The following is a 26,475-nucleotide window of genomic DNA, read 5'->3' on the forward strand; positions in this document are numbered from 1 at the left end:
AATGCAGGCCTGAGTCATGGCTGGGTGACGAGATTAACGGCTTAGACCTTTTTAAAGATCAGCGAACCGTTGGTGCCGCCAAAGCCGAAGGAGTTACACAAGGTGTACTCCATGCCGGAAACCTGACGAGCTTCGTGCGGGACGAAGTCCAGGTCGCAGCCATCGTCCGGGTTATCCAGGTTGATGGTCGGCGGAACCACGCCATCGCGCAGCGCGAGGATTGAGTAGATAGACTCTACCGCCCCTGCGGCGCCCAGCAGGTGCCCGGTCATCGATTTGGTCGAGCTGACCATCACGCGGCGAGCCGCATCGCCAAAGACTGACTTAACGGCCTGAGTTTCCGCTTTATCGCCCGCTGGCGTCGAAGTACCGTGCGCGTTGACGTAGGCAATCTGGCCCGGCTCAATGCCCGCATCGCGAATGGCGTTAACCATTGCCAGCGCCGCACCCGCGCCGTTCTCCGGAGGAGAGGTCATATGGTAAGCATCGCTGCTCATACCAAAACCAACGATTTCCGCGTAGATTTTCGCGCCGCGTTTTTTAGCGTGCTCGTACTCTTCCAGCACCACCATACCGGCACCGTCGCCAAGCACAAAACCGTCGCGATCTTTATCCCACGGACGGCTTGCCGCCTGCGGATTGTCGTTGCGGGTAGAGAGCGCGCGGGCTGCGCCAAAGCCACCCACGCCGAGCGGGGTACTGGCTTTTTCCGCACCGCCGGCAACCATTGCGTCGGCATCGCCGTAAGCAATGATACGCGCGGCCTGACCGATATTATGCACACCGGAAGTACAGGCGGTCGCGATGGAGATGCTCGGCCCACGCAGGCCAAACATGATGGTCAGATGTCCGGCCACCATATTAACAATTGTAGACGGTACAAAGAACGGGCTGATCTTACGAGGTCCGCCGTTGGTCAGCGAGCTGTGGTTTTCCTCAATCAGGCCGAGACCGCCGATGCCGGAGCCGATAGCTGCGCCGATGCGGTCTGCGTTCTCTTCCGTTACTTCAAGACCAGAATCCTGCATGGCCTGAACGCCAGCGACAATTCCATATTGAATGAAGGCATCCATCTTGCGCTGTTCTTTACGCGAGATGATGTCATCACAGTTAAAATCCTTTACTAAGCCAGCAAATTTTGTTGCATAGGCGCTAGTATCGAAATGGTCGATCAGGCTGATGCCACTCTGACCGGCAAGGAGAGCTTTCCAGGTAGACTCTACGGTATTGCCGACAGGAGACAACATGCCCAGTCCGGTCACAACTACACGACGCTTAGACACGGTTGTCCTCCAGGGAGGGAAAATAAATTCTTGTGGGACAAACTAAAGATAAAACTCAGGCGGTCGAATGACCGCCTGGAGATGTTCACTTACGCCTGGTGACCGTTGATGTAATCAATGGCAGCCTGAACAGTGGTGATTTTCTCAGCTTCTTCGTCCGGAATCTCAGTATCAAACTCTTCTTCCAGAGCCATTACCAGCTCAACGGTGTCAAGAGAATCAGCGCCCAGATCTTCAACGAAGGAAGCATTGTTGGTAACTTCTTCCTGCTTAACGCCCAGCTGTTCGCCGATGATTTTCTTAACGCGTTCTTCGATAGTGCTCATACTCTTAAATTTCCTATCAAAACTCGCTTTCGCGATGGTTTTCGTAGTGTATAAAATGTTGAAAAATTTGCAACTAAATCCCGGCAGGTCTTACCACGATTTTACGCTATTTTGCGGCTGTTTGCCCTCATAACGCAAATCATTTTGCACAAAACCGTACGCGGAATCGCACAGACTGCGCGGTTCCTGAACGTTTTGCGCAAAACTCGGTCAGACCATGTACATTCCGCCGTTGACGTGCAGGGTTTCACCAGAGATGTAACCTGCTTCGTCAGAAGCTAAGAACGCAACCGCACTGGCGATTTCTTTTGCATCGCCGAGGCGACCCGCCGGAACTTGCGCCAGAATACCCGCACGCTGATCGTCAGACAGCGCACGCGTCATGTCCGTTTCAATAAAGCCCGGAGCAACAACGTTTACGGTAATACCGCGGGACGCGACTTCACGTGCCAGCGACTTACTAAAACCAATCAGACCCGCTTTCGCCGCAGCGTAGTTAGCCTGACCAGCATTTCCCATGGTACCGACCACAGAACCGATAGTAATAATGCGGCCGTGACGCTTTTTCATCATAGCGCGCATTACTGCTTTTGACAGACGGAAAACTGATGACAGGTTGGTTTCGATAATATCGTTCCACTCGTCATCTTTCATTCGCATTAACAGGTTATCACGAGTAATACCGGCATTATTAACCAGGATATCAACTTCACCAAACTCTGCGCGAATATTTCCCAGGACAGATTCGATAGATGCCGGGTCGGTCACATTCAGCAGCAGACCTTTACCGTTAGCACCTAAATAGTCGCTGATCGCCTGCGCACCGCTCTCGCTGGTGGCAGTACCGATAACCTTTGCGCCACGGGCAACGAGCGTTTCAGCGATTGCACGGCCGATCCCGCGACTTGCACCGGTAACCAGCGCGATTTTTCCTTCAAAACTCATGATATTCCTCTTTTATTGCTCAAGCGCCGCAGACAGCGCTGCAGGCTCGTTAAGCGCGGAAGCGGTCAGGGTGTCAACAATACGTTTAGTCAGACCGGTGAGGACTTTACCCGGGCCCACTTCATACAGATGTTCTACGCCCTGAGCTGCCATAAACTCGACGCTTTTGGTCCACTGAACCGGGCTGTACAGCTGGCGGATCAGCGCGTCGCGAATGGCGTCAGGCGCGGTTTCGCACTTCACATCAACGTTGTTCACAACCGGAATAGCCGGCGTGTTAAAGGTGATTTTTTGCAGTTCAACCGCCAGTTTTTCCGCCGCGGGCTTCATCAGCGCACAGTGGGACGGCACGCTAACCGGCAGCGGCAGCGCGCGTTTGGCGCCGGCGGCTTTACAGGCGGCGCCAGCGCGCTCTACGGCTTCCTTGTTGCCAGCGATCACCACCTGACCCGGGGAGTTGAAGTTGACCGGTGAAACCACCTGGCCTTCGGCAGACTCTTCGCAGGCTTTGGCAATTGACGCATCGTCAAGGCCAATGATGGCCGACATGGCGCCGGTACCTTCCGGTACGGCTTCCTGCATAAATTTGCCACGCATCTCAACCAGACGCACGGCGTCGGTGAAATCAATCACGCCGCTGCAAACCAGCGCGGAGTATTCGCCCAGGCTATGGCCTGCCAGCAGAGCCGGCGCTTTGCCGCCCTGCTGTTGCCACGCGCGGTACAGCGCCACGGAGGCGGTCAGCAGCGCGGGCTGGGTCTGCCAGGTTTTATTCAGTTCTTCTGCCGGGCCCTGTTGAGCAAGCGCCCACAGATCGTAGCCCAACGCCGCGGAGGCTTCACGGAAAGTCTCTTCAATAACGGGATAAGCTGCCGCCATATCTGACAACATTCCTACCGCCTGCGAGCCCTGTCCCGGGAACACAAAAGCAAATTGCGTCATCTCTAAATCCTTATACTAAAAACGAACCAGCGCGGAACCCCAGGTGAAACCGCCACCAAAGGCTTCCAGCAGAATCAGCTGACCACGCTGAATGCGGCCATCGCGCACCGCTTCATCCAGCGCACAAGGGACGGAGGCGGCGGAGGTATTGCCATGACGATCGAGCGTCACCACCACGTTATCCATCGACATTCCGAGCTTTCTCGCCGTCGCGCTGATAATACGCAGGTTAGCCTGATGCGGTACCAGCCAATCCAGGGCGGTACGCTCCAGATTGTTCGCCGCTAACGTCTCATCAACAATGTGCGCCAGCTCGGTCACGGCCACTTTAAAGACTTCATTACCCGCCATCGTCAGATAGATCGGATTTTCCGGTTCCACGCGATCGGCGTTCGGCAGCGTTAACAGCTCGCCGTAGCGGCCGTCGGCATGCAGATGGGTCGAGATGATGCCCGGCTCGGCGGATGCCCCCAGCACAACGGCGCCAGCGCCATCGCCAAAAATAATGATCGTCCCGCGATCGGCAGGATCGCAGGTGCGCGCCAGAACGTCAGCGCCAATAACCAGCGCGTAGTCTACCGCGCCGTTTTTGACATACTGGTCGGCGATGCTCAGGGCGTAGGTGAAGCCGGCACAGGCCGCAGCAACGTCAAACGCCGGGCAGCCGTTAATTCCCAGCATAGACTGAATTTGACAGGCCGAGCTTGGGAATGCGTGGGTGCCAGAGGTGGTCGCAACAATAATCAGACCAATTTGCTCCGGCTTAACGCCCGCCATATCCAACGCATTTTTTGCAGCTTCAAAACCCAGCGTAGCAACGGTTTCATTCGGTGCGGCAATACGACGTTCACGGATACCCGTACGGGTGACAATCCACTCGTCAGACGTATCTACCATTTTTTCCAGGTCGGCGTTAGTACGCACTTGCTCGGGCAGATAGCTGCCGGTACCAATAATCTTCGTATACATGTACGCTCAGTCACTCTTGGGTAACATACCCGCCTTGTTCAAACCGCTGGGGCGTCAGTCCTGCTCGTTCGTCCCGCTTTGCTGTCGGGAGTTCCCGTTTTTGCCGCCCCCCGGCAGTTCGAAGCCTGCTGGGTATAAAGATTCCAGGCGAGCGGCGATCCGTTGAGGTATCTGCCGCTGCACCGCCTGCACTGCCTGCTCTATTGCAACGCTAAAGGCGCGCTGATTGGCAGCACCATGACTCTTAATCACGGAACCGCGCAATCCTAACAGACAGGCGCCATTATACTGGTCGGGGTTGAGGTGACTGAATCGCCTTGCGAGGCTTTTTTGTAACCAACGTTTCAATAACAGCAGCCACCACGACCGTTTTTTGCCCTCTCCCTGCGATTTCAGCAGCGAAAGAAACATTCTGACAACACCTTCCATTGTTTTTAGTGTGACGTTGCCCGTGAATCCATCACAAACCAGAACATCGGTTTTACCCGTCAACAGTTCATTGGCTTCAAGATAGCCTATATAGTTGAGAGACGGCAGCGTTTTCAAAACCGCTGCGGCGTCGCGAATGCTGCTGAGGCCCTTCATTTCTTCTTCGCCAATATTCAGCAGCGCGACGCGGGGATTTTCAATACCGACCACTTCTTCCGCCAGTACCGCCCCCATCACCGCAAACTGCACCAGCATTGTGCTGTCGCAGTCGACGTTGGCGCCAAGATCCAGCACCACCGTTTTACCCTTCTGCTGGTGCGGCAGTATCGTCACCAGCGCCGGGCGCTCAATCCCCTCAATGGGCTTGAGCAATAATTTCGCCAGTCCCATCAGCGCGCCGGTATTGCCCGCGCTGACGCAGGCCTGTGCCCGCCCCTCTTTCACCAGCTCGAGCGCCACGCGCATTGAGCTTCCGCGGCTGCTGCGAATCGCCTGCGCGGGTCGCGCATCACTGGCAATAACTGACTGCGCAGGAATAACCTGCAGACGCGAACGTTGTTCGAAATCAGCTTTGGCAAGTAATGGCGTGATGGCGTCGGGGTCGCCGACTAAAAGAAGTGTGAGTTGCGAATTAGAGATCAGTGCCTGCAGTGCTGCAGGCACCGTCACGGAAGGACCAAAATCGCCCCCCATGACATCTAACGCCAGGGTTAGACGTGTCAAGGTATCGTCGCTGCCCGGTTCGGTTATTCCCCAGTTACCTGGGGAAATCCTCACTAAGCTTCACCACGCTTATACTCGGTGTCCTTCACGCTGCAGAACCGTTAACTGCGCGGCCTTCCTGCAACACGAAATTCATAGAGTATCGCGTGATTACTTAGTGATAACCTTGCGACCGCGGTAGAAACCGTCGGCAGTGATGTGATGACGCAGGTGTTTCTCACCAGAAGTTTTGTCTACAGACAGGCTGGTGACTGCGGTCAGAGCGTCATGGGAACGACGCATGCCACGTTTGGAACGGGTTGGTTTATTCTGTTGTACGGCCATGGACCTTACTCCTCAATTACTTATGCTTTAAGCTGGCTAATACGGCAAATGGGTTTGGCTTCTGTGCCTCTGCAGGCAGTTCACCAAAAACCATGTCCGCGTCGGACACTTCACAGTGTTCAGAATCATGCACCGGAACTACAGGCAAGGAGAGAATAATTTCATCCTCAACCAGCGCTTGCAGATCGATTTCACCGAATTCGTTAACCTCAATCGGCTCATACGCTTCCGGCAGTGCTTCGGCCTGTTCGTCATTTCTGACCGGGCTGAAACAATACGTTGTGTAGACATGACGGGGGAACGGTTTCCCGCAACGCTGACATTCGAGGGTTACTGAAACCTTCGCATCGCCGGTTATAACGGCAAGACGCTGGTTATCAATAGCGAACGACATGCTGCATTCCACATCGGTGTCCACGCTGACTACAGAATCGGCCACACGTGCTACCTGATCGCGAGCATAAATGCCCTGGTAATCAAGGCGTTTTTGAGCCGTGCGAACCGGGTCAAGAGTCAGGGGTAATTTTACTTTTTGCATAGGGCGCGCATATTAACTTTGTAATGTCATAGAGTCAAAGAAAAAGGCAGCCTCAGGTTGCCTTTTGCCATTTATTCGCACACATTGCGGCCCATAGTTTAAAATGATGCTCTTCGAAGCGCTATATGTGGATGAAAAAATATGTCTGAGCTTATCCTGGCGTCGACCTCACCCTGGCGGCGGATGCTGCTGGAAAAACTGGCGGTACCGTTTGAATGCGCGGCGCCTGAAGTCGATGAAACGCCGCACCCCGGAGAGTCCGCTCGCCAGCTGGTCGTGCGTCTGGCGCAGGCTAAGGCGCAAATTCTCGCCGCCCGCTACCCGCAGCATTTAATTATAGGCTCCGATCAGGTTTGCGTCCTTGATGGCGAAATAACCGGTAAACCGCATAGCGAAGAGAACGCCCGCCGGCAGCTAAGAAAAGCCAGCGGCACCATCGTGACCTTTTACACCGGGCTGGCGCTCTATAATTCGGCGAACGGCCATCTGCAAACCGAATGTGAGCCCTTTGACGTTCATTTTCGCCATTTAAGCGACCGGGAGATAGAGACCTACGTGCGCAAAGAGAACCCGCTGCACTGCGCCGGGAGCTTTAAAAGCGAAGGGCTGGGGATCACGCTTTTCGAGCGCTTAGAAGGCCGGGACCCCAACACCCTGGTTGGCCTGCCGCTGATTGCGCTTTGTCAGATGCTGCGCAGAGAAGGCTATAACCCGCTGCTAGCCTGATGCGCGGTTCCGTATCCTGAAAGTCACCGCCGCAGGCTCATCGGCCCGCGCGGTGAAAGCGGCGGAGTCCCGTTACTTCTTGTCGCGTAGCACCTGCAGGCAGCGTTTGAGCTGGCTATCCAGCGGCGCTTCAACGCGCATCACCTCCCCCGTCCCCGGGTGGGTAAATTTCAGCGCCGCGGCGTGCAGGAACAGGCGATTGAGGCCGGTGCCCGTGAGCTGCTTATCAAATTCCCGATCGCCGTAACGATCGTCAAATGCGATCGGGTGTCCGGCATACTGCGTGTGCACGCGAATCTGGTGGGTTCGACCGGTCACCGGGCTGCAGCGCACCAGAGTGGCGTCGGTAAAGCGCTCTTCTACCTTAAAGCGGGTTTCCGACGGCTTGCCTTCCTGATTGACGCGCACGATACGCTCGCCGCTTTGCAGGATGTTTTTCAGCAGCGGCGCCTGTACCACTTTGGTATGCGACTGCCACTGCCCGCGCACCAGCGCCAGATAATCCTTTTGCATCCCCTTTTCACGCAGCTGCTCATGCAGCGAACGCAGCGCGGAACGCTTCTTCGCCACCAGCAGCACGCCGGAGGTATCGCGGTCAAGACGGTGCACCAGCTCAAGGAAGCGCGCTTCCGGCCGCAGCGCGCGCAGGCCTTCAATCACGCCAAAGCTCAGGCCGCTGCCGCCGTGAACCGCGGTGCCGGAAGGCTTATTGAGCACCAGGATATGATCGTCTTCATACAGAATCACCTCAGCCAGAGCCGCTACTTTTTGCAGATGCGGGGAGACCGCGTCTTCCTCACGCTCGGCAACGCGTACCGGCGGAATACGGATCTCGTCGCCCGCTTCCAGCTTGTACTCAGGCTTGACGCGTTTTTTGTTCACCCGCACCTCGCCTTTACGCAGGATGCGATAAATCATGCTCTTCGGTACGCCCTTAAGCTGCGTACGCAAAAAGTTATCGATGCGTTGCCCCGCTTCATCAGCGGTAATGGCAACCATTTTCACGGTTGGGGTCTCAGTTTTCATGGTGCGCGATTCTAAATAGCCCGACGCATTAGCGCCACTCATTTTTATATGCTTATATTTATCATTATCCGGTTTTCATCGCGTGCATCATCGTCGTTTTGTTTGTTATTAGAACAATCTGTATACGCAGGTGATAAAACTGTGAGTAACCGGGTGATAAAAGGTAAAAGTCAACTTGCTATAACAAGCTTAGCAATGGAATAATGATGCCGTTTTCCGTGTTGAATCTTGTTAGAACAAGAGATTAGCGGAATGACCAATTTTGTCTGACCGATCATCAACGCAGCAATGGCGTAAGACGTATTGATCTTTCAGACAGTTAGCGGGCTGCGGGTTGCAGTCCTTACCGGTACAGGCTCTATGGATTTCACGTCGCAGGAAGGCGTCGACTCCGGGTATCCCCGGGAGCTCATTATAATCGCATGATTGTGATGAGCAGGTTAAGCCAACACGCCTGCAACGTGAAAAACGATAGAATATACGCAAAATTATTCGAGATGCGTCAAGGCAGCAAGAGAGTGAATCCCCGGAAGCCTGCATCGCCAGGTAACAGGGATGAACGAGCGCAGCCAGTGCAGAAGCAACTCGAAGCATGAAGTGTATAAATGGAATCTTCTCTGGTGATACATCCCAGGCAATTCCCCTGACAATTGCGCTGTGTTTCCGTTTGAAATGCAGGCGACCGACACTCTGCGCCTCTTAAGCGCGCGACAACCGTGAGGTTGGCGACGTGAAACAGACACGAGGCCATCGGTTTCCCCCGGCAAGGCGTTACTCTGCCCGCAGCTTAGTCGTCAATGTAAGAATAATGAGTAAGTTACGATGAAAAGAATGTTAATCAACGCAACTCAGCAGGAAGAGTTGCGCGTCGCCCTTGTTGATGGGCAGCGCCTGTACGACCTGGATATCGAAAGCCCCGGGCACGAACAGAAAAAAGCGAACATCTACAAAGGCAAAATCACCCGTATTGAACCTAGCCTGGAGGCCGCGTTTGTTGATTACGGCGCCGAGCGTCATGGTTTCCTCCCTCTTAAAGAAATTGCCCGCGAATACTTCCCAGCCAACTATAACGCTCATGGCCGTCCTAACATTAAGGATGTGCTGCGTGAAGGTCAGGAAGTTATTGTTCAGATTGATAAAGAAGAACGTGGCAACAAAGGCGCCGCGCTCACTACCTTTATTAGCCTGGCAGGCAGCTACCTGGTACTGATGCCGAATAACCCGCGCGCCGGCGGTATTTCCCGCCGCATCGAGGGTGACGATCGCACAGAGCTGAAAGAAGCGCTGGCCAGCCTTGAGCTGCCGGACGGAATGGGGCTGATTGTGCGCACCGCGGGCGTCGGCAAATCTGCCGAAGCGCTGCAGTGGGACCTGAGCTTCCGCCTGAAGCACTGGGAAGCTATCCAGAAAGCCGCTGAAAGCCGCCCGGCGCCGTTCCTGATCCACCAGGAAAGCAACGTTATCGTGCGCGCGTTCCGCGACTACCTGCGTCAGGATATCGGTGAAATTCTTATCGATAACCCGAAAGTGCTTGAGCTGGCTCGCCAGCACATCGCCGCGCTGGGTCGCCCGGATTTCAGCAGCAAAATTAAGCTCTACACCGGTGAAATCCCGCTGTTCAGCCACTACCAAATCGAGTCGCAGATCGAATCCGCTTTCCAGCGTGAAGTTCGTCTGCCGTCCGGCGGCTCTATCGTCATCGATAGCACCGAGGCGTTGACCGCGATCGATATCAACTCCGCCCGCGCAACCCGCGGCGGCGACATCGAAGAAACCGCCTTCAACACCAACCTTGAAGCATCCGACGAAATTGCCCGCCAGCTGCGCCTGCGCGACCTCGGCGGTCTGATCGTTATCGACTTTATCGATATGACCCCGGTACGCCACCAGCGTGCGGTGGAAAACCGCCTGCGCGAAGCCGTTCGTCAGGATCGCGCGCGCATCCAGATCAGCCATATTTCTCGCTTTGGCCTGCTGGAAATGTCGCGTCAGCGCCTGAGCCCGTCGCTCGGCGAATCCAGCCATCACGTCTGCCCGCGCTGTAGCGGCACCGGCACCGTGCGCGATAACGAATCCCTGTCGCTCTCCATTCTGCGCCTGATTGAAGAAGAAGCGCTGAAAGAGAACACCCAGGAAGTTCACGCGATCGTTCCTGTGCCAATCGCCTCCTATCTGCTGAACGAAAAGCGTGCGGCGGTAAGCGCTATCGAAACCCGTCAGGGCGACGTGCGCGTGATCATCGTGCCAAACGACCAGATGGAAACCCCGCACTATTCCGTGCTGCGCGTGCGCAAAGGCGAAGAGACCTCTACCCTGAGCTATCTGCTGCCGAAGCTGCATGAAGAAGAGATGGCTCTGCCGGCTGATGAAGAACCGGCGGAACGTAAACGTCCGGAACAGCCGGCTCTGGCAACCTTCGTGATGCCGGATGCTCCGCCTGCGCCCGCGCATGAAGAGCCTGCAGCCGTCGCTGTAGCCGCCAGCGCCCCGACCGCGGCCGCTGCCTCAGCCCCGGCTCAGCCTGGCCTGCTCTCCCGCTTCTTTGGCGCATTGAAAAACCTCTTCTCCGGTACGGAAGAAGCCAAACCGGCTGAAGTCCAGGAAGAGAAAAAAGCCGAAGAGAAGCCGGAACGCCAGCAGGAACGTCGTAAACCACGTTCTAATAATCGCCGCGATCGTAACGATCGTCGTGACAATCGCGAAGGCCGCGATAGTCGTGATAACCGCGAAAATCGTGACAACCGCGATAACCGTGCTGACCGCGATAATCGCGCCGATAATGGTGAAGGCCGTGAGTCCCGCGAATCTCGCGAGGAAAACCGCCGTAACCGTCGTGAGAAACAGCAGCAGAACGCCGAGCAGCGCGAACCTCGCCAGGCTACCGGCGACGAAGCGGAAAAAGCGAAATCCCGCGACGAGCAGCAGCCGCGCCGTGAACGTAACCGTCGTCGGAATAATGACGATAAGCGTCAGGCACCGCTGGAAGCAGTTAAAGTACAGGATGAGCCGGTTGTTCTGCCGGAAGCTGAGCAGGAAGAGCGCGTTCAGAACATGCCGCGTCGTAAACCTCGCCAGCTGGCCCAGAAGGTTCGCATCGAATCTGCGGTAGCGGAAGTCGCCGTAGAGGCAGCTGAAGCTGTGGTTGAGAAAGCGCAGCCAGCAGTCGCGGCACCGCGTACTGAACTGGCGAAAGTTGACCTGCCGGCGGTGGTTGAGACTCACGTCGAGCACGAAGAGAACGGCGAATCCCGTGATGCTAACGGTATGCCGCGTCGCTCTCGTCGTTCGCCGCGTCATCTGCGCGTGAGCGGCCAGCGTCGTCGTCGTTACCGCGACGAGCGTTATCCGACCCAATCGCCGATGCCGCTGACCGTAGCCTGCGCATCGCCGGAAATGGCTTCAGGTAAAATCTGGATCCGCTACCCGGTTGCCCGTCCGCAGGACCAGCAGCAGGAAGAGCCGCAGGTTCAGGCTTTGGTTGCCGAAGCCGCAGCGCCAGTCGCTATCGCTGAGCAGAGCGTTAGCGAACCGGCAGTAGCTGAAGTCATCGCCCCGGTAGTGACCGACGTCGCCGCCAGCGAAGCCGAAGCGCCAGAACCTGCTCAGCAGGTTGTTGCCAGCGAACCGCAGGCGGCGCCTGAGGAAGTCGTAGCTGAGACCGTAGCTGAAGCCGCCGTTGAAGCTGAAGACGTAGCTGAGCCAGCCGTCGCCGCTGAATCTGCAGCCGCAGACGAAGCCGCCGAGGTTGAGCAGGTTGCCGCCGAGCCTGAAGCCGCCGTCGTTGACGAAGCACCGGCAATCCAGACAGCCGCACCGGCTGAAGTGGAAGAAACCGTAGCTGCGCAGGGCGTTGACGAAGCGCCGACAGCAGCAGCGGTGGTGGCAGCGGAAGAAGCGGCAGCGCCACAGGTTGTTGACGAAACGCCGGCAGCAGCGGCTCCGGCCCCTGTCGCCGCGGTGGCGCCAGCTCCCGTCGCTGCAGCGGTTATCGTTTCTGAGCGCCACGCTACCGCACCGATGACCCGCGCCCCGGCTCCGGCTTACGAACCGGAAGCACCGCGTCGCAGCGATTGGGTTCGTCCGTCGTTCGCGTTCGATGGCAAAGGCTCTGCCGGCGGCCATAGCGCAACTCATCAGGCTACTGCGGAACCTACCCGCCCACGGTCCGTCGAGTAAGCGTTAAGCCTAAAAAAACCGGCCTATATGGCCGGTTTTTTTTATTCCCCTTCCGGACGCTGCATGCCCGCAACCTGCGGCATAACCTCGCGCATCAGGTCGAGAAACTTACGTAAACGGGTCGGATAGTACCGCGCCCACGGATAAACCAGATGGACCGGCAGGGAAGACGCTCGCCACTGCGGAAACAGTTCGACCAGCCGCCCGGCGGCGATATCCCCCACCACCGCCCAGCTTGAAACGATAGCCACCCCCAATCCCGCCAGCGCGGTATTGCGCGCCACGTACACGCTATCGGTACTCAGGCACGGCACGATGCCGAAGGCCTGCTGCTGATTACACTCCTGATGGAATAATTTCACCTCATGCTGATAAAAGGTGCTGATCGCCACCCACGGCAGCTGCGACATCTCCTGGGGCGTTTCTAATGTCGGGTAGCGCGCCAGCAGTGAGGGAGCGGCAACCACGCTGCGCGGCACCTCAGCCAGCAGCACTGACACCGTCTCAGGGTCCACTTCGGCCCCCACGCGAATCGCACAATCGATATTATCGCTGAGAAAATCGACGGTTTTGTCATTCAGCATCCACTCTACGGACAGCTGCGGATAGCGCTGCAGAAAGCTGACCAGCGGCCCCAGCAGCTGCTGCTGACCAAAAGCGTGCGGCGCACGTACCCGCAGCACGCCGACGGGCCGGTCATCGGCAATGCTCAGATCGTCTTCCAGCGCCAGCCACGCATCGACCACCCGACGCGCATGCTGATAGCAGCGCTCGCCGTCGTCGGTCAGCTTCATCGCATGGGTGGTTCGCAGAATCAGCTTACTGACCAGCAGGCCTTCCAGCGACTGCAGGCGCCGGCTCACCGTCGCCTGGGTAGTGTTCAGCTGAAGCGCGGCGGCAGAAAGCGAACCGGCTTCGACGATTCGAATAAAGGTGCGCATCAGTTCAATCCGGTCTATACGTTCCTGCCGCTTCATATTTACTATGCCTATACGTTTTGCGTATAACCGTTTTACCACCACGCTATCTACCGCACCAGCCTGATTCAGGGAAAAATAGCGCCATCGCATCTACGAGGGCTTTATCATGGCACCGACAACACTATCCTCCCGCGAAGCCGGCTGGATTATCTTCATACTCGCTCTTGGCGCAGGCTTTAGCGTCGCCTCTATTTACTACGCCCAGCCGCTGCTGCCATTAATGGGCGCCAATCTGCATCTCAGCGTCGAAGGCATGGGGCTGGTTCCAACCCTGACACAGGCGGGCTATGCGCTAGGCATTCTGTTTCTTCTGCCGCTCGGCGATCGCCATGACCGCCGTACGCTGATTTTACTCAAAAGCGCCGCGCTGGCCGTGCTCCTGCTGCTGTGTAGCCTGACGGGGCAGCTCACTTCCCTGCTGATTGTCAGCCTGCTGATCGGGATGGCGGCGACGATGGCCCAGGACATCGTTCCGGCGGCCGCAATCCTCGCCCCGGCGGGGAAACAGGGGAAAATGGTGGGCACCGTCATGACCGGCCTGCTGCTGGGTATCCTGCTCTCAAGAACGGTGAGCGGCGTGGTCGGCGCGCTGTTTGGCTGGCGGATGATGTACCAGGCTGCGGCAGTTAGCATCGCGCTGATTGGCCTGCTGATGTGGCGCGTGGTGCCGCGGTTTGAAATTCACTCGACCCTCAGCTATCCGCAGCTGATGAAGTCGATGGCGCATCTCTGGCAGCGCTACCCGGCCCTGCGCCGCGCCGCGCTGGCGCAGGGCTTTCTCTCCATCGCCTTCAGCGCCTTCTGGTCAACGCTGGCGGTCATGCTGCTCGAACGCTATCAGATGGGCAGCGCCGTTGCCGGCGGATTCGGCATCGCCGGGGCTGCAGGAGCGCTCGCCGCGCCGCTGGCCGGCGGCCTGGCGGATAAATATGGCGCAGGGAAAGTCACCCAGCTGGGCGCAGCGCTGGTTACCGTCTCTTTTGCCCTGATGTTCCTGCTGCCGGTACTGCCGCCCCACGGCCAGCTGGCGCTGATCGCTATCTCGGCTATTGGCTTCGACCTTGGTCTGCAGTCAAGCCTCGTGGCGCACCAGAACCTGGTGTACGGTCTGGAGCCGCAGGCCCGCGGCAGGCTGAACGCCCTGCTGTTCACCGGCGTCTTTATTGGCATGTCGCTCGGTTCCGTGCTCGGCAGCAAACTGTACGTGATAGCCGGCTGGAGCGGCGTGGTGATCCTGGCCCTGGCCGCGGGCGCTATCGCCCTTGCGATTCGCCTGCTGGAAAACGCGCGGATCGCGGCGCTACAGCGCGCGGGGCAATAAAAAAACCCGCTCCGCGCTGCGGAACGGGTCTGTTTCTACCCGGAGTTTAGCTTCAGGCCGTGCGTCGGGCGAACTCTTTCACCCGGAAGCCCAGCAGCAGCAGGCTGGCAAAATAGGCCACCACGCCAACCCCCACCACCGCCATCAGGCGCAGCAGACGGAACGGCATGGTCCCCTGGGACCACTCCGGCATGATATACATCATTCCAAGCAGCGCCGCAGACATCACCAGCACCGCAATCACCAGACGCAGCAGGAAGGTAAACCAGCCCGGCTGCGGGGTGAATATTTTTTGCTTACGCAGCTGCCAGTAGAGCAGCGCGGCGTTGAGGCAGGCGGCAAGCCCGATAGAGAGCGACAGGCCGGCATGCTTCAGCGGGCCGATAAAGATCAGGTTCATCACCTGAGTCATAATCAGGGTGACAATGGCGATTTTAACCGGCGTTTTAATATCCTGGCGCGAGTAGAACCCCGGCGCCAGAACCTTAACGACAATCAGCCCCATCAGCCCGACGGAATAGGCCACCAGCGCGCGCTGGGTCATTGCCGCATCAAAGGCGCTAAATTTACCGTACTGGAACAGCGCTACCGTCAGCGGCTTCGCGAGGATCCCCAGCGCCACCGCGCTCGGCAAGGCCAGCAGGAAGCACAGGCGCAGCCCCCAGTCCATCAACCGGCAGTACTCATCATGATTGCCGCTGGCAAAGCTTTTTGACAGCGACGGCAGCAGGATTGTCCCCAGCGCCACGCCCAGCACGCCGGACGGAAACTCCATCAGACGATCGGCGTAGTACATCCAGGATACCGAGCCGGAAACGAGGAAAGACGCGAATATTGTGTTGATAATCAACGAAATCTGGCTAACCGACACGCCGAGGATCGCCGGCCCCATCTGCTTCACCACCCGTACCGCACCGGCGTCTTTCAGGTTGATACGCGGCAGCACCAGCATGCCAATTTTTTTCAAATGCGGCAGCTGATAGGCCAGCTGCAGTACGCCGCCGACGGTGACCGCCCACGCCATTGCCAGCATCGGCGGGTGGAAATACGGCGCCGCAAATAGCGCAAAGCCAATCATGCTGACGTTAAGAAAAGTGGGCGCAAAGGCGGGAACGGAAAAACGGTTCCAGGTATTGAGGATCGCGCCGGCTAATGAGGCCAGCGAGATCAGCAAAATATAGGGGAAGGTGATGCGCAGCAGCTGCGTCGTCAGCGCAAATTTATCCGGGGAGTCGGCAAACCCTGGCGCGGTCACGGTGATGACCCAGGGAGCGGCCAGCATGCCGAGGAGGGTCACTACCGCCAGAACCAGCGTCAGAAGACCCGAAACATAGGCCACGAATACGCGGGTGGCGTCTTCGCCCTGCTTGCTTTTATATTCAGCCAGTATCGGCACAAACGCCTGAGAAAACGCGCCTTCGGCAAAAATGCGACGCAGCAGGTTCGGTAATTTGAACGCCACAAAAAAGGCGTCCGTTGCCATTCCCGCACCAAAAATACGCGCGACGATGGCGTCTCGCGCAAAGCCCAGCACGCGCGAAAACATGGTCATCGAACTGACTGCCGCCAGTGATTTTAAAAGGTTCATTGAGGTGTTTTCCACAACCCTGAAGTAAAACGCCCGCAATGGCGGGCGCTGGAAAGTGGCGATAGTCTACCGGGTTCGTCATGAATTACTACTGCCAGATGTTACAACGAATTATTCGCTCATCGCCTCGCGCCACAGCTTTTCAACGATGCGCTGGGCCAGCAGCGCCTGTTCGCCTGCGGTTTCGGGAACCGTCTGATTTTGCACGCATTCAATAAAATGACGCGCGCAGCCCACAAAGCCGCGCTGCTCGAGGGTCGTTTGCCAGCCGGGAACCGGACGCTGAACCACACCCTGGCCGCGCTCTTCCTGCCACTCGCGCATATCACGAACTTCATACAGGCCGCCGTCGGTGACCGCCTGAACCCACTCCCGCTGGCTGCCGGCGCGCCGGTGCATGCTGGTGGTCACCTCCAGCTGCGGCGCGCTGAAGCGGTGTTCGGCATAGAGCATTTCACCCTGGGCGGTGGTTTGCAGCAGGCCGCCGCTCAGACGCGCCTTCCCGTCCGCCAGCCACAGCGCGGTATCGACCACGTGCAGGTAGTCATCAAGCAGGGTAAAGCGCAGGTCGTGACCGACGCTGTCGCCACGATGCTTATCCATACGCAGCGAGGCGGCATCGTCCAGATGCGCTTTCAGCTCACGATAAAGCGGAGCAAAGCGGCGGTTAAATCCTACCATCAGCGTCAGCCCGCGGCGAGCGGCCAGCTCAACCAAGGATTCGGCTTCGCTGAGCTTATCCGCCAGCGGTTTATCCACGCAGACGTGCACCCCGGCGTTAAGCAGCCGGCTGACGACCTCAAAGTGCGAGGCCGTCGAGGTATGAACAAATACCGCATCACACTGCGCCGCCAGCTGCTCCAGGGAATCTGCATAGGGAATGCGCCAGGTTTCGCAGATACGTAGCGCCTTCTCTTTACCCGGTGACCAGGCCGCCTGCAGCGTCCAGCCGTCCGCGGCGCCTAATACCGGCAGCCAGGCCTTCTGCGCAATGCCACCCAGTCCCACCACTCCAACGCGTAGTTTCGCCGTCACGATTAATCCCCCAGATGGGCCAACAGCGATGCCAGCCGCTCTTTTAGTTCCGCCACTTCGGCCTCCAGCACCTCAACCCGGGTCTGGAGATCGTCTCCCGACGGCGATACCGCTTCTACCGCCGTGATAAGCGAATCCATATCATCGCAGAACAGATGCATGTAGCGGCATTCGCGTTTCCCCGGTTCGCGAGGCAGACGCGCGACGAACGGGCCGTCATCACGGCTTGCCAGCTTATCGAGCACGCTTTCGATTTCCGCCGTATCGCTGAATTCGTACATTCTCTGCGCCCGGCTGCGCAGTTCGCCCGGCGTCTGCGCGCCGCGCAGCAGCAGCGTCGTGACCACCGCGACCTCCGCCGGCGTCAGCTTCAGATCGCCGAACTCGGAATTGCAAAATCGCTGTTCGTATTTGGTCACCCGATTGCCAAACCCGCTCACCGTACGCAGATAGTGGCGCTTGACCAGCGTATCCAGCAGATCCTGAATATCGCTTTCACTGAGCGACATCACCGGCTCCCGGTTGGTTTTCTGGTTACAGGCGGTCACCACCGCGTTGACCGATAGAGGATACTGCTCCGGCGTCGTGACCTGTTTTTCCAGCAGGCAGCCAATAACGCGCGCTTCGTGCGCGGTTAACTGATATTTCATGATCTCTCCTTAGCGACCCGGGATCCAGTCCGGTGTCGTCAACGCCGTCAATACGTGGTCACGCCACTGGCCATCGATTAACAGATAATCTTTGGCGTAACCCTCTTTTTCAAAGCCAAGACGCGCCAGCAAATCGCCGCTGCGCTGATTGTGCGGCATATAGTTGGCCATAATGCGATGAATATGCTGCGTGCGCTGCATATAGCGAATTGCCGAGGTCAGCGCTTCAAACATCAGCCCCTGCCCCTGCCACTTCTCGCCGATGGAGTAGCCGAGGTAGCAGGCATGAAACGAGCCGCGCACCACGTTCGAAAAATTCGCCACGCCGACTATCTCCTTCTCTTGCGGATCGAGGAGCGCAAAATAGAACGCCGAGCCCTGCTTATGAAACTCCGAAATCATCGACAAGCGCGCCTGCCAGCCGGAGGGGTAGCAGTGGCTGTCGTCGCGCACCGGCTCCCAGGGTTTTAAGAACCCTTTATTCTCCGCGTAGTAGTCGGCCAGACGCCAGGCGTCACGATCGTGGACCAGCCGCGTCACCAGCCTGTCCGTCGTCAAACGCACCTTTGGTACGTTACTGCGGTAGCCAAACATTCCCCTCTCCTGTTCCCCTGACTTATTACCCTGCTCCCTTCACTATACCTGTCCTGAACGACGGAGTGAAAACAGCAACATACCATTTTCTGCACCATCTCCCTTTTTCGATGAATAGCCTCTATCAAACTTGCTTTTTGATAAAAAAATATTGTCGCAAGTACGCTGGGAAACGCCCGGGCTTCCCCGCAAACTAGTAGGGCTAATCTTTATTTTCCCAGGAGGGGAAATGTCCCGCGTATCGCAGGCAAGGAGCCTGGGTAAATACTTCCTGTTGGTCGACAACATGCTGGTCGTTCTCGGCTTTTTTGTCGTCTTCCCGCTGATTTCCATTCGCTTTGTCGACCAGATGGGCTGGGCCGCGCTGATGGTCGGTATCGCCCTCGGCCTGCGCCAGCTGGTCCAGCAGGGTCTGGGGATTTTTGGCGGCGCGGTTGCCGACCGTTTCGGCGCCAAGCCGATGATCGTCACCGGTATGCTGATGCGCGCGGGCGGCTTTGCCGCGATGGCGGTGGCCCATGAGCCGTGGGTGCTCTGGCTATCCTGCATTCTCTCGGGCCTCGGCGGAACGCTGTTTGACCCGCCGCGCGCGGCGCTGGTGGTGAAGCTGGTGCGCCCGCATCAGCGCGGTCGCTTCTTTTCGCTCCTGATGATGCAGGACAGCGCCGGCGCGGTCATCGGCGCCCTGCTCGGCAGCTGGTTGTTACAGTACGATTTCCGCCTCGTGTGCAGCGTAGGCGCGGCGCTGTTTGTCGCCTGCGCCGGCTTCAACGCCTGGTATCTCCCGGCCTGGAAGCTGTCGACGGTGAAAACGCCGGTGCGCGAAGGGCTGGGGCGCGTGCTGCGCGACAGGCGCTTCGTAACCTATGTTCTGACGCTAACCGGCTATTACATGCTGGCGGTGCAGGTCATGCTGATGCTGCCGATTATGGTCAACGACATCGCGGGCTCCCCTTCTGCGGTCAAATGGATGTATGCCATTGAAGCGACGATATCGCTGACGCTGCTGTATCCGATTGCCCGCTGGAGTGAAAAGCGCTATCGGCTGGAGCATCGGCTGATGGCCGGTCTGCTGGTCATGACGCTCGCCATGCTGCCGATTGGTTTAACCAGCAACCTGCAGCAGCTGTTTACGCTGATTTGCATTTTCTATATGGGCTCGATTATCGCGGAGCCGGCGCGTGAAACCCTGGGCGCGTCGCTGGCTGACGCCCGCGCGCGCGGCAGCTACATGGGCTTCAGTCGACTGGGGCTGGCCTTTGGCGGGGCCTTCGGCTACGCCGGCGGCGGGTGGCTGTTTGACGCCGGTAAAGCGCTCAACCAGCCGGAGCTACCGTGGCTGATGCTGGGTATTATCGGCTTTATCACCTTTATCGCCCTGTGGTGGCAGTTCAGCGCCAGGCGTTCGGCCTCCGGAATGCTCGAGCCACGAACCTGAGCCGCTGCGTAAAGCCAGGCTGATTTTCAGCATTTTCCGCTAGCGCCTACGGTGCTGGCAGGCCATGCTGCTTTGTGTCAGGATGAGCCCATGGCATTACGTTAAGGAACCCAATGAAAAAGATGTTTATCGTGGCCGCGCTTATCGTTAGCGGCCTCCTGAGCGGCTGTAACCAGCTTACGCAGTATTCGATAAGCGAACAGGAAATTAATCAGGCGCTGCAGAAACGTAACCACTTCGCCAAGGATATCGGCCTGCCGGGCGTGGCGGATGCGCATATCGAACTGCACGATTTAACCAGCGCGATTGGTCGCGAGGAGCCGAATAAAGTGACCCTCAGCGGCGTTGCCAATCTGGATCTCAATTCACTGTTCGGTAATCAAAAAGCCACTATTGACCTTAAGCTTAAAGCGCTGCCGGTATTCAATAAGGAAAAAGGGGCGATCTTCCTGCAGGAGATGGAAGTCGTCGATGCGAAAGTCGCGCCGGAGAAGCTGCAGTCGGTAGTGCAGACGCTGATCCCCTACCTGAACCAATCCCTGCGCAGCTATTTTAACCAGCAGCCCGCCTACGTTCTGCGCGAAGACGCCAGCACCGGTGAAGCGCTGGCGAAAAAGTACGCTAAAGGCATTGAGGTTAAGCCGGGTGAGATAATCATCCCCTTCACCAATTAACATCGCGGGCGCCAGGGCGCCCGTTTTTTTACGGAAGTTGATGCAAAGGAAAACGTTTACGCTTATCCTTTGTGCCCGGTGAAAAACAGCCCTGATGACTGAACCTATTAGCCGGAGCCTTCCATGACAGCACAACCCCAGGTACTGAAAATCCGTCGCCCTGACGACTGGCACATCCATCTGCGCGATGACGATATGCTGGAAACCGTCGTGCCTTACACCAGCGAGTTTTATGGTCGGGCGATCGTGATGCCGAATCTGGCGCCGCCTGTCACCACCGTTGAAGCCGCCGTCGCCTATCGCCAGCGGATCCTTAACGCCGTGCCCGCCGGGCATGATTTTACCCCTCTGATGACCTGCTACCTGACCGATACGCTCGATCCAGCCGAGCTGGAGCGCGGATTTGAGGCCGGCGTTTTTACCGCGGCTAAACTGTACCCGGCCAATGCCACCACTAACTCCAGCCACGGCGTGACCAGCATCGATGCCATTATGCCGGTGCTTGAGCGTATGCAAAAACTCGGCATGCCGCTGCTGGTACACGGCGAAGTGACGCACGCGGAGATCGATATCTTCGATCGCGAGGCGCGCTTTATCGAAACGGTGATGGAGCCGCTGCGCCAGCGCCTGCCGGGTCTGAAAGTGGTGTTCGAACATATCACCACCAAGGATGCCGCAGAGTACGTTCGCGATGGCAACGAACTGCTGGCCGCCACCATTACGCCACAGCATCTGATGTTTAACCGTAATCACATGCTGGTCGGCGGTATTCGTCCGCACCTTTACTGCCTGCCGATTCTGAAACGTAATATTCACCAGCAGGCCCTGCGCGAGCTGGTCGCCAGCGGCTTTACCCGCGCGTTTCTCGGTACCGACTCCGCGCCGCACGCGCGTCATCGTAAAGAAACCAGCTGCGGATGCGCCGGCTGCTTTAATGCGCCAACCGCGCTGGGTAGCTACGCAACGGTGTTCGAAGAGATGAATGCGCTGCAACACTTCGAAGCATTTTGTTCGCTTAACGGCCCGCGCTTCTACGGTCTGCCGGTCAATGAGAGCTTTGTTGAGCTGGTGCGCGAAGAGAGCGTTGTGGCAGAAAGCATCGCACTGCCGGGCGACACGCTGGTCCCCTTCCTGGCCGGTGAAACCGTACGCTGGACGATGAAAAAATAAAACGCCGCCCTCTGTTGTAAATACAAAAACGATACTGTATAAATAAACAGTACATTACACAGGGGGCAATCATGCGCATCGAAGTGTCTATCGCCAAAACCACAGCCTTACCGAGCGGCGCTTTAGAAGCGCTGAATAATGAACTCTCCCGACGTATCGATCTGCAGTTCCCGGCTGAACCAAGCCAGGTAACCGTACGCTTCGCCACCGGTAACAATCTTTCCGTTATCGGTGGCCTTAAAGAAGATAAAGACCGGATAAGCGAAATCCTGCAAGAAACCTGGGAAAGCGCTGATGACTGGTTTATCCACGACGTACCCTGAATCACCCGGGCGCATGAAAGCGGCAGCGCAGAACGCCTCAGGCTGTTAGCCGAAGCTTTTGCCTGCCCAATACTCATGCGGTTCGAAGTCTGACCGGTACAGCAAATTAATTTGCTCCCTCATTGTGCTTCTTTTGCCGGGTCGCCCCGGCTTTTTTATTCCCTCCGTCTGATACTCGGATTTTTCTTTAATCCCTGATAATTTCCTTAAAAAATAACGTACCGCGGTACAAAATTTGCGCAAAAAAGCGTCAAAAAGAGAAAAGCTCGCCCCGTTCGCGTTAATTTCTCGAGTTTATTCTTAACTGCTGATATAATTAACTTGCTTCAAAAAATATGCATTAAACCTCGAGAATTGTTGTCTTTTAACATATGAATAAGGGGTTATGATGGAAAAGAATAATGAAGTCATCCAGACCCATCCCCTCGTCGGATGGGACATCAGCACCGTAGATAGCTACGACGCGCTGATGTTGCGCCTGCACTACCAGAACCCCACTCATGAAAGCAGTAATGAAGCTGAAATTGGCCAGACTTTATGGCTGACGACGGACGTCGCACGTCAATTTATTTCTATTCTTGAAGCCGGCATTGCGAAGATTGAAGCAGGTGAATACCAGGTAAATGAGTACCGCAGACATTAGTGATTCTGCTGTCATCCATATACTCTAACTAAACAGGCACCGGTTGGTGCCTGATTTATTTTCGGGCTTGTATAAGTACGGGTTGTTAATTACCCTGCTAATAAAGCAAAAACCCGGAACATACCATGCAATACGACCTCATCATTATCGGTAGCGGCTCAACCGGCGCCGCCGCAGGCTATTATGCCCGTCGCGCAGGACTCAACGTCCTGATGACCGACGCCCACCAGCCTCCGCACCAGGAAGGCAGCCATCACGGCAACACGCGTCTTATCCGCCACGCCTATGGTGAAGGTGAAAGATACGTCCCTCTGGTGCTGCGGGCGCAGCAGCTCTGGGACGAACTAGCCGCCCTCAGCGGTGAAGCCGTTTTTGAACGTACCGGGGTGATCAACCTCGGCCCGGCGGATTCCGCGTTTCTCACTAACGTCATGAACAGCGCTCGTGAATTTGAGCTCAACGTTGAAGAGATGGACGCCCAGGCCATTATGGCCCGCTGGCCGGAAATTCGCGTGCCTGAGGGCTATCGCGGGGTATTTGAACCAGCATCAGGCGTCCTGCGCAGCGAACTGGCCATTGAAACCTGGATTCGCCTGGCTCGTGAAGCGGGCTGTGCGCAGCTGTTCAACTGTCCGGTCACCGCGATCCATCATCATCAGGATGGCGTCACTATCGACACCGCGGATGGCCAGTACAGCGCTAAAAAGCTGTTGATCAGCGCCGGTACCTGGGTGACCCGCCTGCTGCCTGAGCTGCCGGTTCAGCCGGTGCGCAAAATCTTCGCCTGGTTCCAGGCCGATGGCCGCTACAGCAGCAAAAACAATTTTCCGGCGTTTACCGGCGAACTGCCCAACGGCGATCAGTTCTACGGCTTCCCGGCGGAAGATAATGAACTCAAAATCGGCAAGCACAACGGCGGGCAGCTCATCTCCACCGCGGAAGAACGCACGCCGTTTGGCAGCGTGGCGACGGACGGCTCGGAATCGTTCAATTTTCTGCGCAACGTCCTGCCCGGCATCGGCGGCTGCCTGCACGGCGCATCCTGCACCTACGACAATACGCCGGATGAGGACTTCATTATCGATACTCTCCCCGGTCATCCGCAAACGCTGCTGATTAGCGGATTAAGCGGTCATGGCTTTAAATTTGCTCCGGTTTTGGGCGAAATTGCCGTCCAGTTTGCCCGGGGAGAATCGCCGGCTTTTGATCTGACCCCCTTCTCACTGGCGCGCTTTCAGCAATAATAGCCACCCCGCGGCGCTGCCACCGCACCGATAAAAAAACGGCCTCACCCGAGGCCGTTCATGACTGAGAGATCTTATGCGTCGCCTGTATGACTTACTGATCAACAACATCCGCGAGCATTTTATGATTTATCTCGCGCTGTGGCTGCTGCTGGCCATCATCGACCTTGTCTGGCTATGGTTTTTCTGAAGGCTCAGGATCCGGGATCCCCAGCTTAGTATTCAGACGCCCGCGAGATTTATTGAAGATCTTATTCCCGTTCTCACGCCCGGCCCGCAGCTGACGCTGCTCCTCTTCCGGCAGCTTATGCTCCTCCATGCAGGATTCGCTGCAGCATCCGGCAAACTTCTCCGCACAGCTCGGACACTGGATAAACAGCAGATGGCAGCCGTCGTTCAGGCAGTTGGTGTGGCTATCGCAGGGCGCGCCGCACTGATGGCAGTGCGCGATAACGTCGTCAGAAATACGCTCGCCCATGCGCTCATCGAAAACAAAGTTTTTGCCAATAAAACGCACCGGCAGACCCTGCTCGCGCGCGCGACGCGCATACTCAATAATGCCGCCTTCGATGTGCCAGACCTTGCTGAAGCCGTTGTGTTTCATCCACGCGCTGGCTTTTTCGCAGCGGATGCCGCCGGTACAGTACATAACGATTTTTTTATCTTTATGCTCCTGCATCATCTCAACCGCCTTCGGCAGCTGATCGCGGAAAGTATCGGCAGGAATTTCCATCGCCTGCTCGAAATGCCCCACTTCGTATTCGTAATGGTTGCGCATATCGATAAAGATCGCTTCGGGGTCATCCAGCATCGCGTTAACTTCCGCAGCTTTCAGGTAGTCACCCACGTTAGAGGCATCAAACGTCTCATCGTCGATACCATCGGCGACAATTCGGTCGCGTACCTTCAGACGCAGCACCCAAAACGATTTCCCGTCGTCGTCGAGAGCGATGTTCATTCGCAGCCCTTCCAGCGCCGGGTTGAACGCGTACAGATACTCGCGCAGGGCCTCAACGCGGCTTTGCGGTACGCTGATTTGCGCATTGATCCCTTCGTGGGCCAGGTAAATACGGCCAAACACGTTCAGCTTAGTGAGCGCAATCCACAGGGCGTCGCGCGTCGCTTGTGGATCAACGATGGTGAAGTACTTATAGAAAGAGATCGTCGTGCGCGGCTCGGTCTCGGCCAACATCTGCGCTTTTAACGTCTCATTTGAAATGCGGTTATGTAACACTGGCATGGTGTACCTGCTCGACATAAAAATGAGTAAAACAAACGGCCGGCATCATATAGTAAACGGCATTAATTTACATCCATACATTTCAAGCTACATTTTTTACAGCAACATTCGCTATGATTTAACAATAAATGCCACCTGGGCCAGTCGTTTTGGCTGAACCATAAAAAAATGCGATAATAGAACGCGTTGCTTAATTGAACAGGTATGAGATGACCCATTTACCTAAATTTTCCGCGGCGTTACTGCACCCGCGTTATTGGCTGCTTTGGCCAGGAATTGGCCTGCTGTGGCTGGTTGTCCAGCTTCCCTATCCGCTGATTTATCGCCTGGGCACCGCTCTGGGTCGACTCGCGATGCGCCTGATGACCCGACGGGCCAAAATTGCTTACCGCAACCTGGAGCTCTGCTTCCCCGAGAAGAGCGAGCAGGAGCGCCATCATCTGGTAAAACAGAATTTTGAATCCGTTGGCATGGGCCTGATGGAAACCGGCATGGCCTGGTTCTGGCCTGCGCGGCGCATTGCGCGCTGGACGGATGCGACTGGCGTCGAACATATCCGGGCCGTGCAGGAGCAAAAACGCGGCATTCTGCTGATCGGTATCCACTTCCTCACCCTTGAAATGGGCGCCCGCATGTTCGGGATGAATGAGCCGGGGATTGGCGTCTATCGCCCGAATGATAACCCGGTCATCGACTGGCTGCAGACGTGGGGGCGACTGCGCTCCAACAAGGATATGATCGACCGTAAGGATCTGAAGGGCATGGTGCGGGCGCTGAAAAAAGGCGATGTTATCTGGTATGCGCCGGATCACGACTACGGCCCGGCCTCCAGCGTCTTTGTGCCGTTTTTCGCCGTCGACCAGGCCGCCACCACCTCCGGCACCTGGATGCTGGCAAAAATGTCGAAGGCCTGCATCGTTCCCTTCGTACCGCGCCGTAAGCCCGATGGCAAAGGCTATGAGCTGATTATTCTGCCGCCGGAGTGCGATCCGCCGCTGGATGACCCGCAAACGACCGCCGTGTGGATGAACCACATCGTCGAGAAATGCATTCTGATGGCGCCGGAGCAGTATATGTGGATGCATCGCCGCTTCAAGTCGCGCCCGCCCGGCGTTCCTTCACGCTACGAATAACCGCCGTTACTCCGCACAAAGCCCCCGTTTCGGGG

26 protein-coding genes are annotated in these 26,475 nt (G+C 57.0%); 11 read left to right on the forward strand and 15 right to left on the reverse strand.

Translation table 11 applies throughout. From position 1 onward, the window contains the following. Positions 1-41 precede the first annotated feature (41 nt). The 8 genes from fabF to yceD all read right to left on the reverse strand — a co-directional run bounded on the left by fabF (position 42) and on the right by yceD (position 6,479). Entirely contained in the window at positions 42-1,283 is a 1,242-nt protein-coding gene (fabF, locus tag NWP14_RS07480) for a beta-ketoacyl-ACP synthase II (RefSeq protein WP_095096408.1), read from the reverse strand. Between the two features lie 89 nt (positions 1,284-1,372). Then, positions 1,373-1,609 (reverse strand): acyl carrier protein, encoded by a 237-nt coding sequence (gene acpP, locus NWP14_RS07485; protein ID WP_000103754.1) that lies wholly within the window; start codon positions 1,607-1,609, stop codon positions 1,373-1,375. A 210-nt stretch (positions 1,610-1,819) separates the two neighbouring features. Continuing rightward, complete coding sequence (gene fabG / locus NWP14_RS07490) at positions 1,820-2,554, reverse strand: 3-oxoacyl-ACP reductase FabG (protein ID WP_041144966.1); 735 nt, start codon at positions 2,552-2,554, stop codon at positions 1,820-1,822. A gap of 12 nt (positions 2,555-2,566) precedes the next feature. Further along, the gene (fabD, locus tag NWP14_RS07495) at positions 2,567-3,496 is read right to left on the reverse strand and encodes an ACP S-malonyltransferase (RefSeq protein ID WP_346431721.1); all 930 of its coding nucleotides are present in this window, start codon (positions 3,494-3,496) and stop codon (positions 2,567-2,569) included. Positions 3,497-3,511: 15 nt separating this feature from the next. Continuing rightward, on the reverse strand, positions 3,512-4,465 hold the full coding sequence (locus NWP14_RS07500; protein WP_095096402.1) for a beta-ketoacyl-ACP synthase III: 954 nt from the start codon (positions 4,463-4,465) through the stop codon (positions 3,512-3,514). Positions 4,466-4,519: 54 nt separating this feature from the next. Beyond that, on the reverse strand, positions 4,520-5,617 hold the full coding sequence (gene plsX / locus NWP14_RS07505) for a phosphate acyltransferase PlsX (RefSeq protein ID WP_095096399.1): 1,098 nt from the start codon (positions 5,615-5,617) through the stop codon (positions 4,520-4,522). 150 nt (positions 5,618-5,767) lie between these two features. Next, entirely contained in the window at positions 5,768-5,941 is a 174-nt protein-coding gene (rpmF, locus tag NWP14_RS07510) for a 50S ribosomal protein L32 (RefSeq protein WP_003857964.1), read from the reverse strand. A gap of 16 nt (positions 5,942-5,957) precedes the next feature. Further along, entirely contained in the window at positions 5,958-6,479 is a 522-nt protein-coding gene (gene yceD / locus NWP14_RS07515) for a 23S rRNA accumulation protein YceD (RefSeq protein ID WP_095096396.1), read from the reverse strand. Positions 6,480-6,620: 141 nt separating this feature from the next. Between yceD and NWP14_RS07520 the strand changes: the two genes are divergently transcribed. Continuing rightward, entirely contained in the window at positions 6,621-7,205 is a 585-nt protein-coding gene (locus NWP14_RS07520; protein WP_095096393.1) for a nucleoside triphosphate pyrophosphatase, read from the forward strand. Between the two features lie 72 nt (positions 7,206-7,277). Here the strand turns inward: NWP14_RS07520 and rluC are convergent, their stop codons facing one another. Then, complete coding sequence (rluC, locus tag NWP14_RS07525) at positions 7,278-8,231, reverse strand: 23S rRNA pseudouridine(955/2504/2580) synthase RluC (protein WP_189339823.1); 954 nt, start codon at positions 8,229-8,231, stop codon at positions 7,278-7,280. 822 nt (positions 8,232-9,053) lie between these two features. Between rluC and rne the strand changes: the two genes are divergently transcribed. Then, the gene (gene rne / locus NWP14_RS07530) at positions 9,054-12,407 is read left to right on the forward strand and encodes a ribonuclease E (protein WP_375215071.1); all 3,354 of its coding nucleotides are present in this window, start codon (positions 9,054-9,056) and stop codon (positions 12,405-12,407) included. A 41-nt stretch (positions 12,408-12,448) separates the two neighbouring features. On the opposite strand, the gene NWP14_RS07535 is transcribed toward rne, so the two are convergent. After that, entirely contained in the window at positions 12,449-13,477 is a 1,029-nt protein-coding gene (locus NWP14_RS07535) for a LysR family transcriptional regulator (protein ID WP_375215072.1), read from the reverse strand. Between the two features lie 16 nt (positions 13,478-13,493). Here NWP14_RS07535 and NWP14_RS07540 point away from each other — a divergent pair, with 16 nt between their 5' ends. After that, positions 13,494-14,708, forward strand: coding sequence for an MFS transporter (locus NWP14_RS07540; protein WP_375215073.1), 1,215 nt, complete (start codon positions 13,494-13,496; stop codon positions 14,706-14,708). A 52-nt stretch (positions 14,709-14,760) separates the two neighbouring features. Here the strand turns inward: NWP14_RS07540 and murJ are convergent, their stop codons facing one another. The 4 genes from murJ to rimJ all read right to left on the reverse strand — a co-directional run bounded on the left by murJ (position 14,761) and on the right by rimJ (position 18,575). Continuing rightward, entirely contained in the window at positions 14,761-16,296 is a 1,536-nt protein-coding gene (gene murJ / locus NWP14_RS07545) for a murein biosynthesis integral membrane protein MurJ (RefSeq protein WP_095096376.1), read from the reverse strand. Between the two features lie 111 nt (positions 16,297-16,407). Continuing rightward, positions 16,408-17,331, reverse strand: coding sequence for a Gfo/Idh/MocA family protein (locus tag NWP14_RS07550; RefSeq protein WP_375215074.1), 924 nt, complete (start codon positions 17,329-17,331; stop codon positions 16,408-16,410). Between the two features lie 2 nt (positions 17,332-17,333). Beyond that, positions 17,334-17,981 carry a YceH family protein gene (locus NWP14_RS07555; protein ID WP_375215075.1) on the reverse strand — a complete coding sequence of 216 codons (648 nt, stop codon included), beginning with the start codon at positions 17,979-17,981 and terminating at the stop codon, positions 17,334-17,336. A gap of 9 nt (positions 17,982-17,990) precedes the next feature. After that, positions 17,991-18,575 carry a ribosomal protein S5-alanine N-acetyltransferase gene (rimJ, locus tag NWP14_RS07560; RefSeq protein WP_041144954.1) on the reverse strand — a complete coding sequence of 195 codons (585 nt, stop codon included), beginning with the start codon at positions 18,573-18,575 and terminating at the stop codon, positions 17,991-17,993. A gap of 229 nt (positions 18,576-18,804) precedes the next feature. On the opposite strand from rimJ, the gene mdtH reads away from it, so the two are divergent. The 7 genes from mdtH to NWP14_RS07595 all read left to right on the forward strand — a co-directional run bounded on the left by mdtH (position 18,805) and on the right by NWP14_RS07595 (position 24,257). Next, entirely contained in the window at positions 18,805-20,013 is a 1,209-nt protein-coding gene (gene mdtH / locus NWP14_RS07565) for a multidrug efflux MFS transporter MdtH (protein WP_331835538.1), read from the forward strand. Between the two features lie 113 nt (positions 20,014-20,126). Continuing rightward, a complete protein-coding gene (locus tag NWP14_RS07570; RefSeq protein ID WP_095096360.1) occupies positions 20,127-20,687 on the forward strand; it encodes a lipoprotein in 561 nt (186 codons plus the stop codon). A 123-nt stretch (positions 20,688-20,810) separates the two neighbouring features. Beyond that, the gene (gene pyrC / locus NWP14_RS07575) at positions 20,811-21,857 is read left to right on the forward strand and encodes a dihydroorotase (RefSeq protein ID WP_331835539.1); all 1,047 of its coding nucleotides are present in this window, start codon (positions 20,811-20,813) and stop codon (positions 21,855-21,857) included. A gap of 71 nt (positions 21,858-21,928) precedes the next feature. Then, entirely contained in the window at positions 21,929-22,180 is a 252-nt protein-coding gene (gene dinI, locus NWP14_RS07580; protein WP_095096354.1) for a DNA damage-inducible protein I, read from the forward strand. Between the two features lie 388 nt (positions 22,181-22,568). Next, complete coding sequence (bssS, locus tag NWP14_RS07585) at positions 22,569-22,823, forward strand: biofilm formation regulator BssS (protein WP_041144949.1); 255 nt, start codon at positions 22,569-22,571, stop codon at positions 22,821-22,823. Between the two features lie 125 nt (positions 22,824-22,948). Continuing rightward, a complete protein-coding gene (solA, locus tag NWP14_RS07590) occupies positions 22,949-24,067 on the forward strand; it encodes an N-methyl-L-tryptophan oxidase (RefSeq protein ID WP_375215076.1) in 1,119 nt (372 codons plus the stop codon). A 76-nt stretch (positions 24,068-24,143) separates the two neighbouring features. Further along, a complete protein-coding gene (locus tag NWP14_RS07595) occupies positions 24,144-24,257 on the forward strand; it encodes a DUF2770 family protein (RefSeq protein WP_095096348.1) in 114 nt (37 codons plus the stop codon). Here NWP14_RS07595 and NWP14_RS07600 read toward each other — a convergent pair. Next, positions 24,243-25,307, reverse strand: a complete 1,065-nt coding sequence (locus NWP14_RS07600; RefSeq protein ID WP_095096345.1) for a rhodanese-related sulfurtransferase — start codon at positions 25,305-25,307, stop codon at positions 24,243-24,245. The two genes, NWP14_RS07595 and NWP14_RS07600, sit on opposite strands and share 15 nt — an antisense overlap. Before the next feature lie 209 nt (positions 25,308-25,516). Here NWP14_RS07600 and NWP14_RS07605 point away from each other — a divergent pair, with 209 nt between their 5' ends. Beyond that, complete coding sequence (locus tag NWP14_RS07605) at positions 25,517-26,440, forward strand: Kdo(2)-lipid IV(A) acyltransferase (RefSeq protein ID WP_375215077.1); 924 nt, start codon at positions 25,517-25,519, stop codon at positions 26,438-26,440. Positions 26,441-26,475 lie beyond the last annotated feature (35 nt).

It is taken from the genome of Klebsiella sp. C349492 (assembly GCF_042055345.1).
In the GTDB taxonomy this organism is placed as follows: domain Bacteria; phylum Pseudomonadota; class Gammaproteobacteria; order Enterobacterales; family Enterobacteriaceae; genus Klebsiella; species Klebsiella scottii.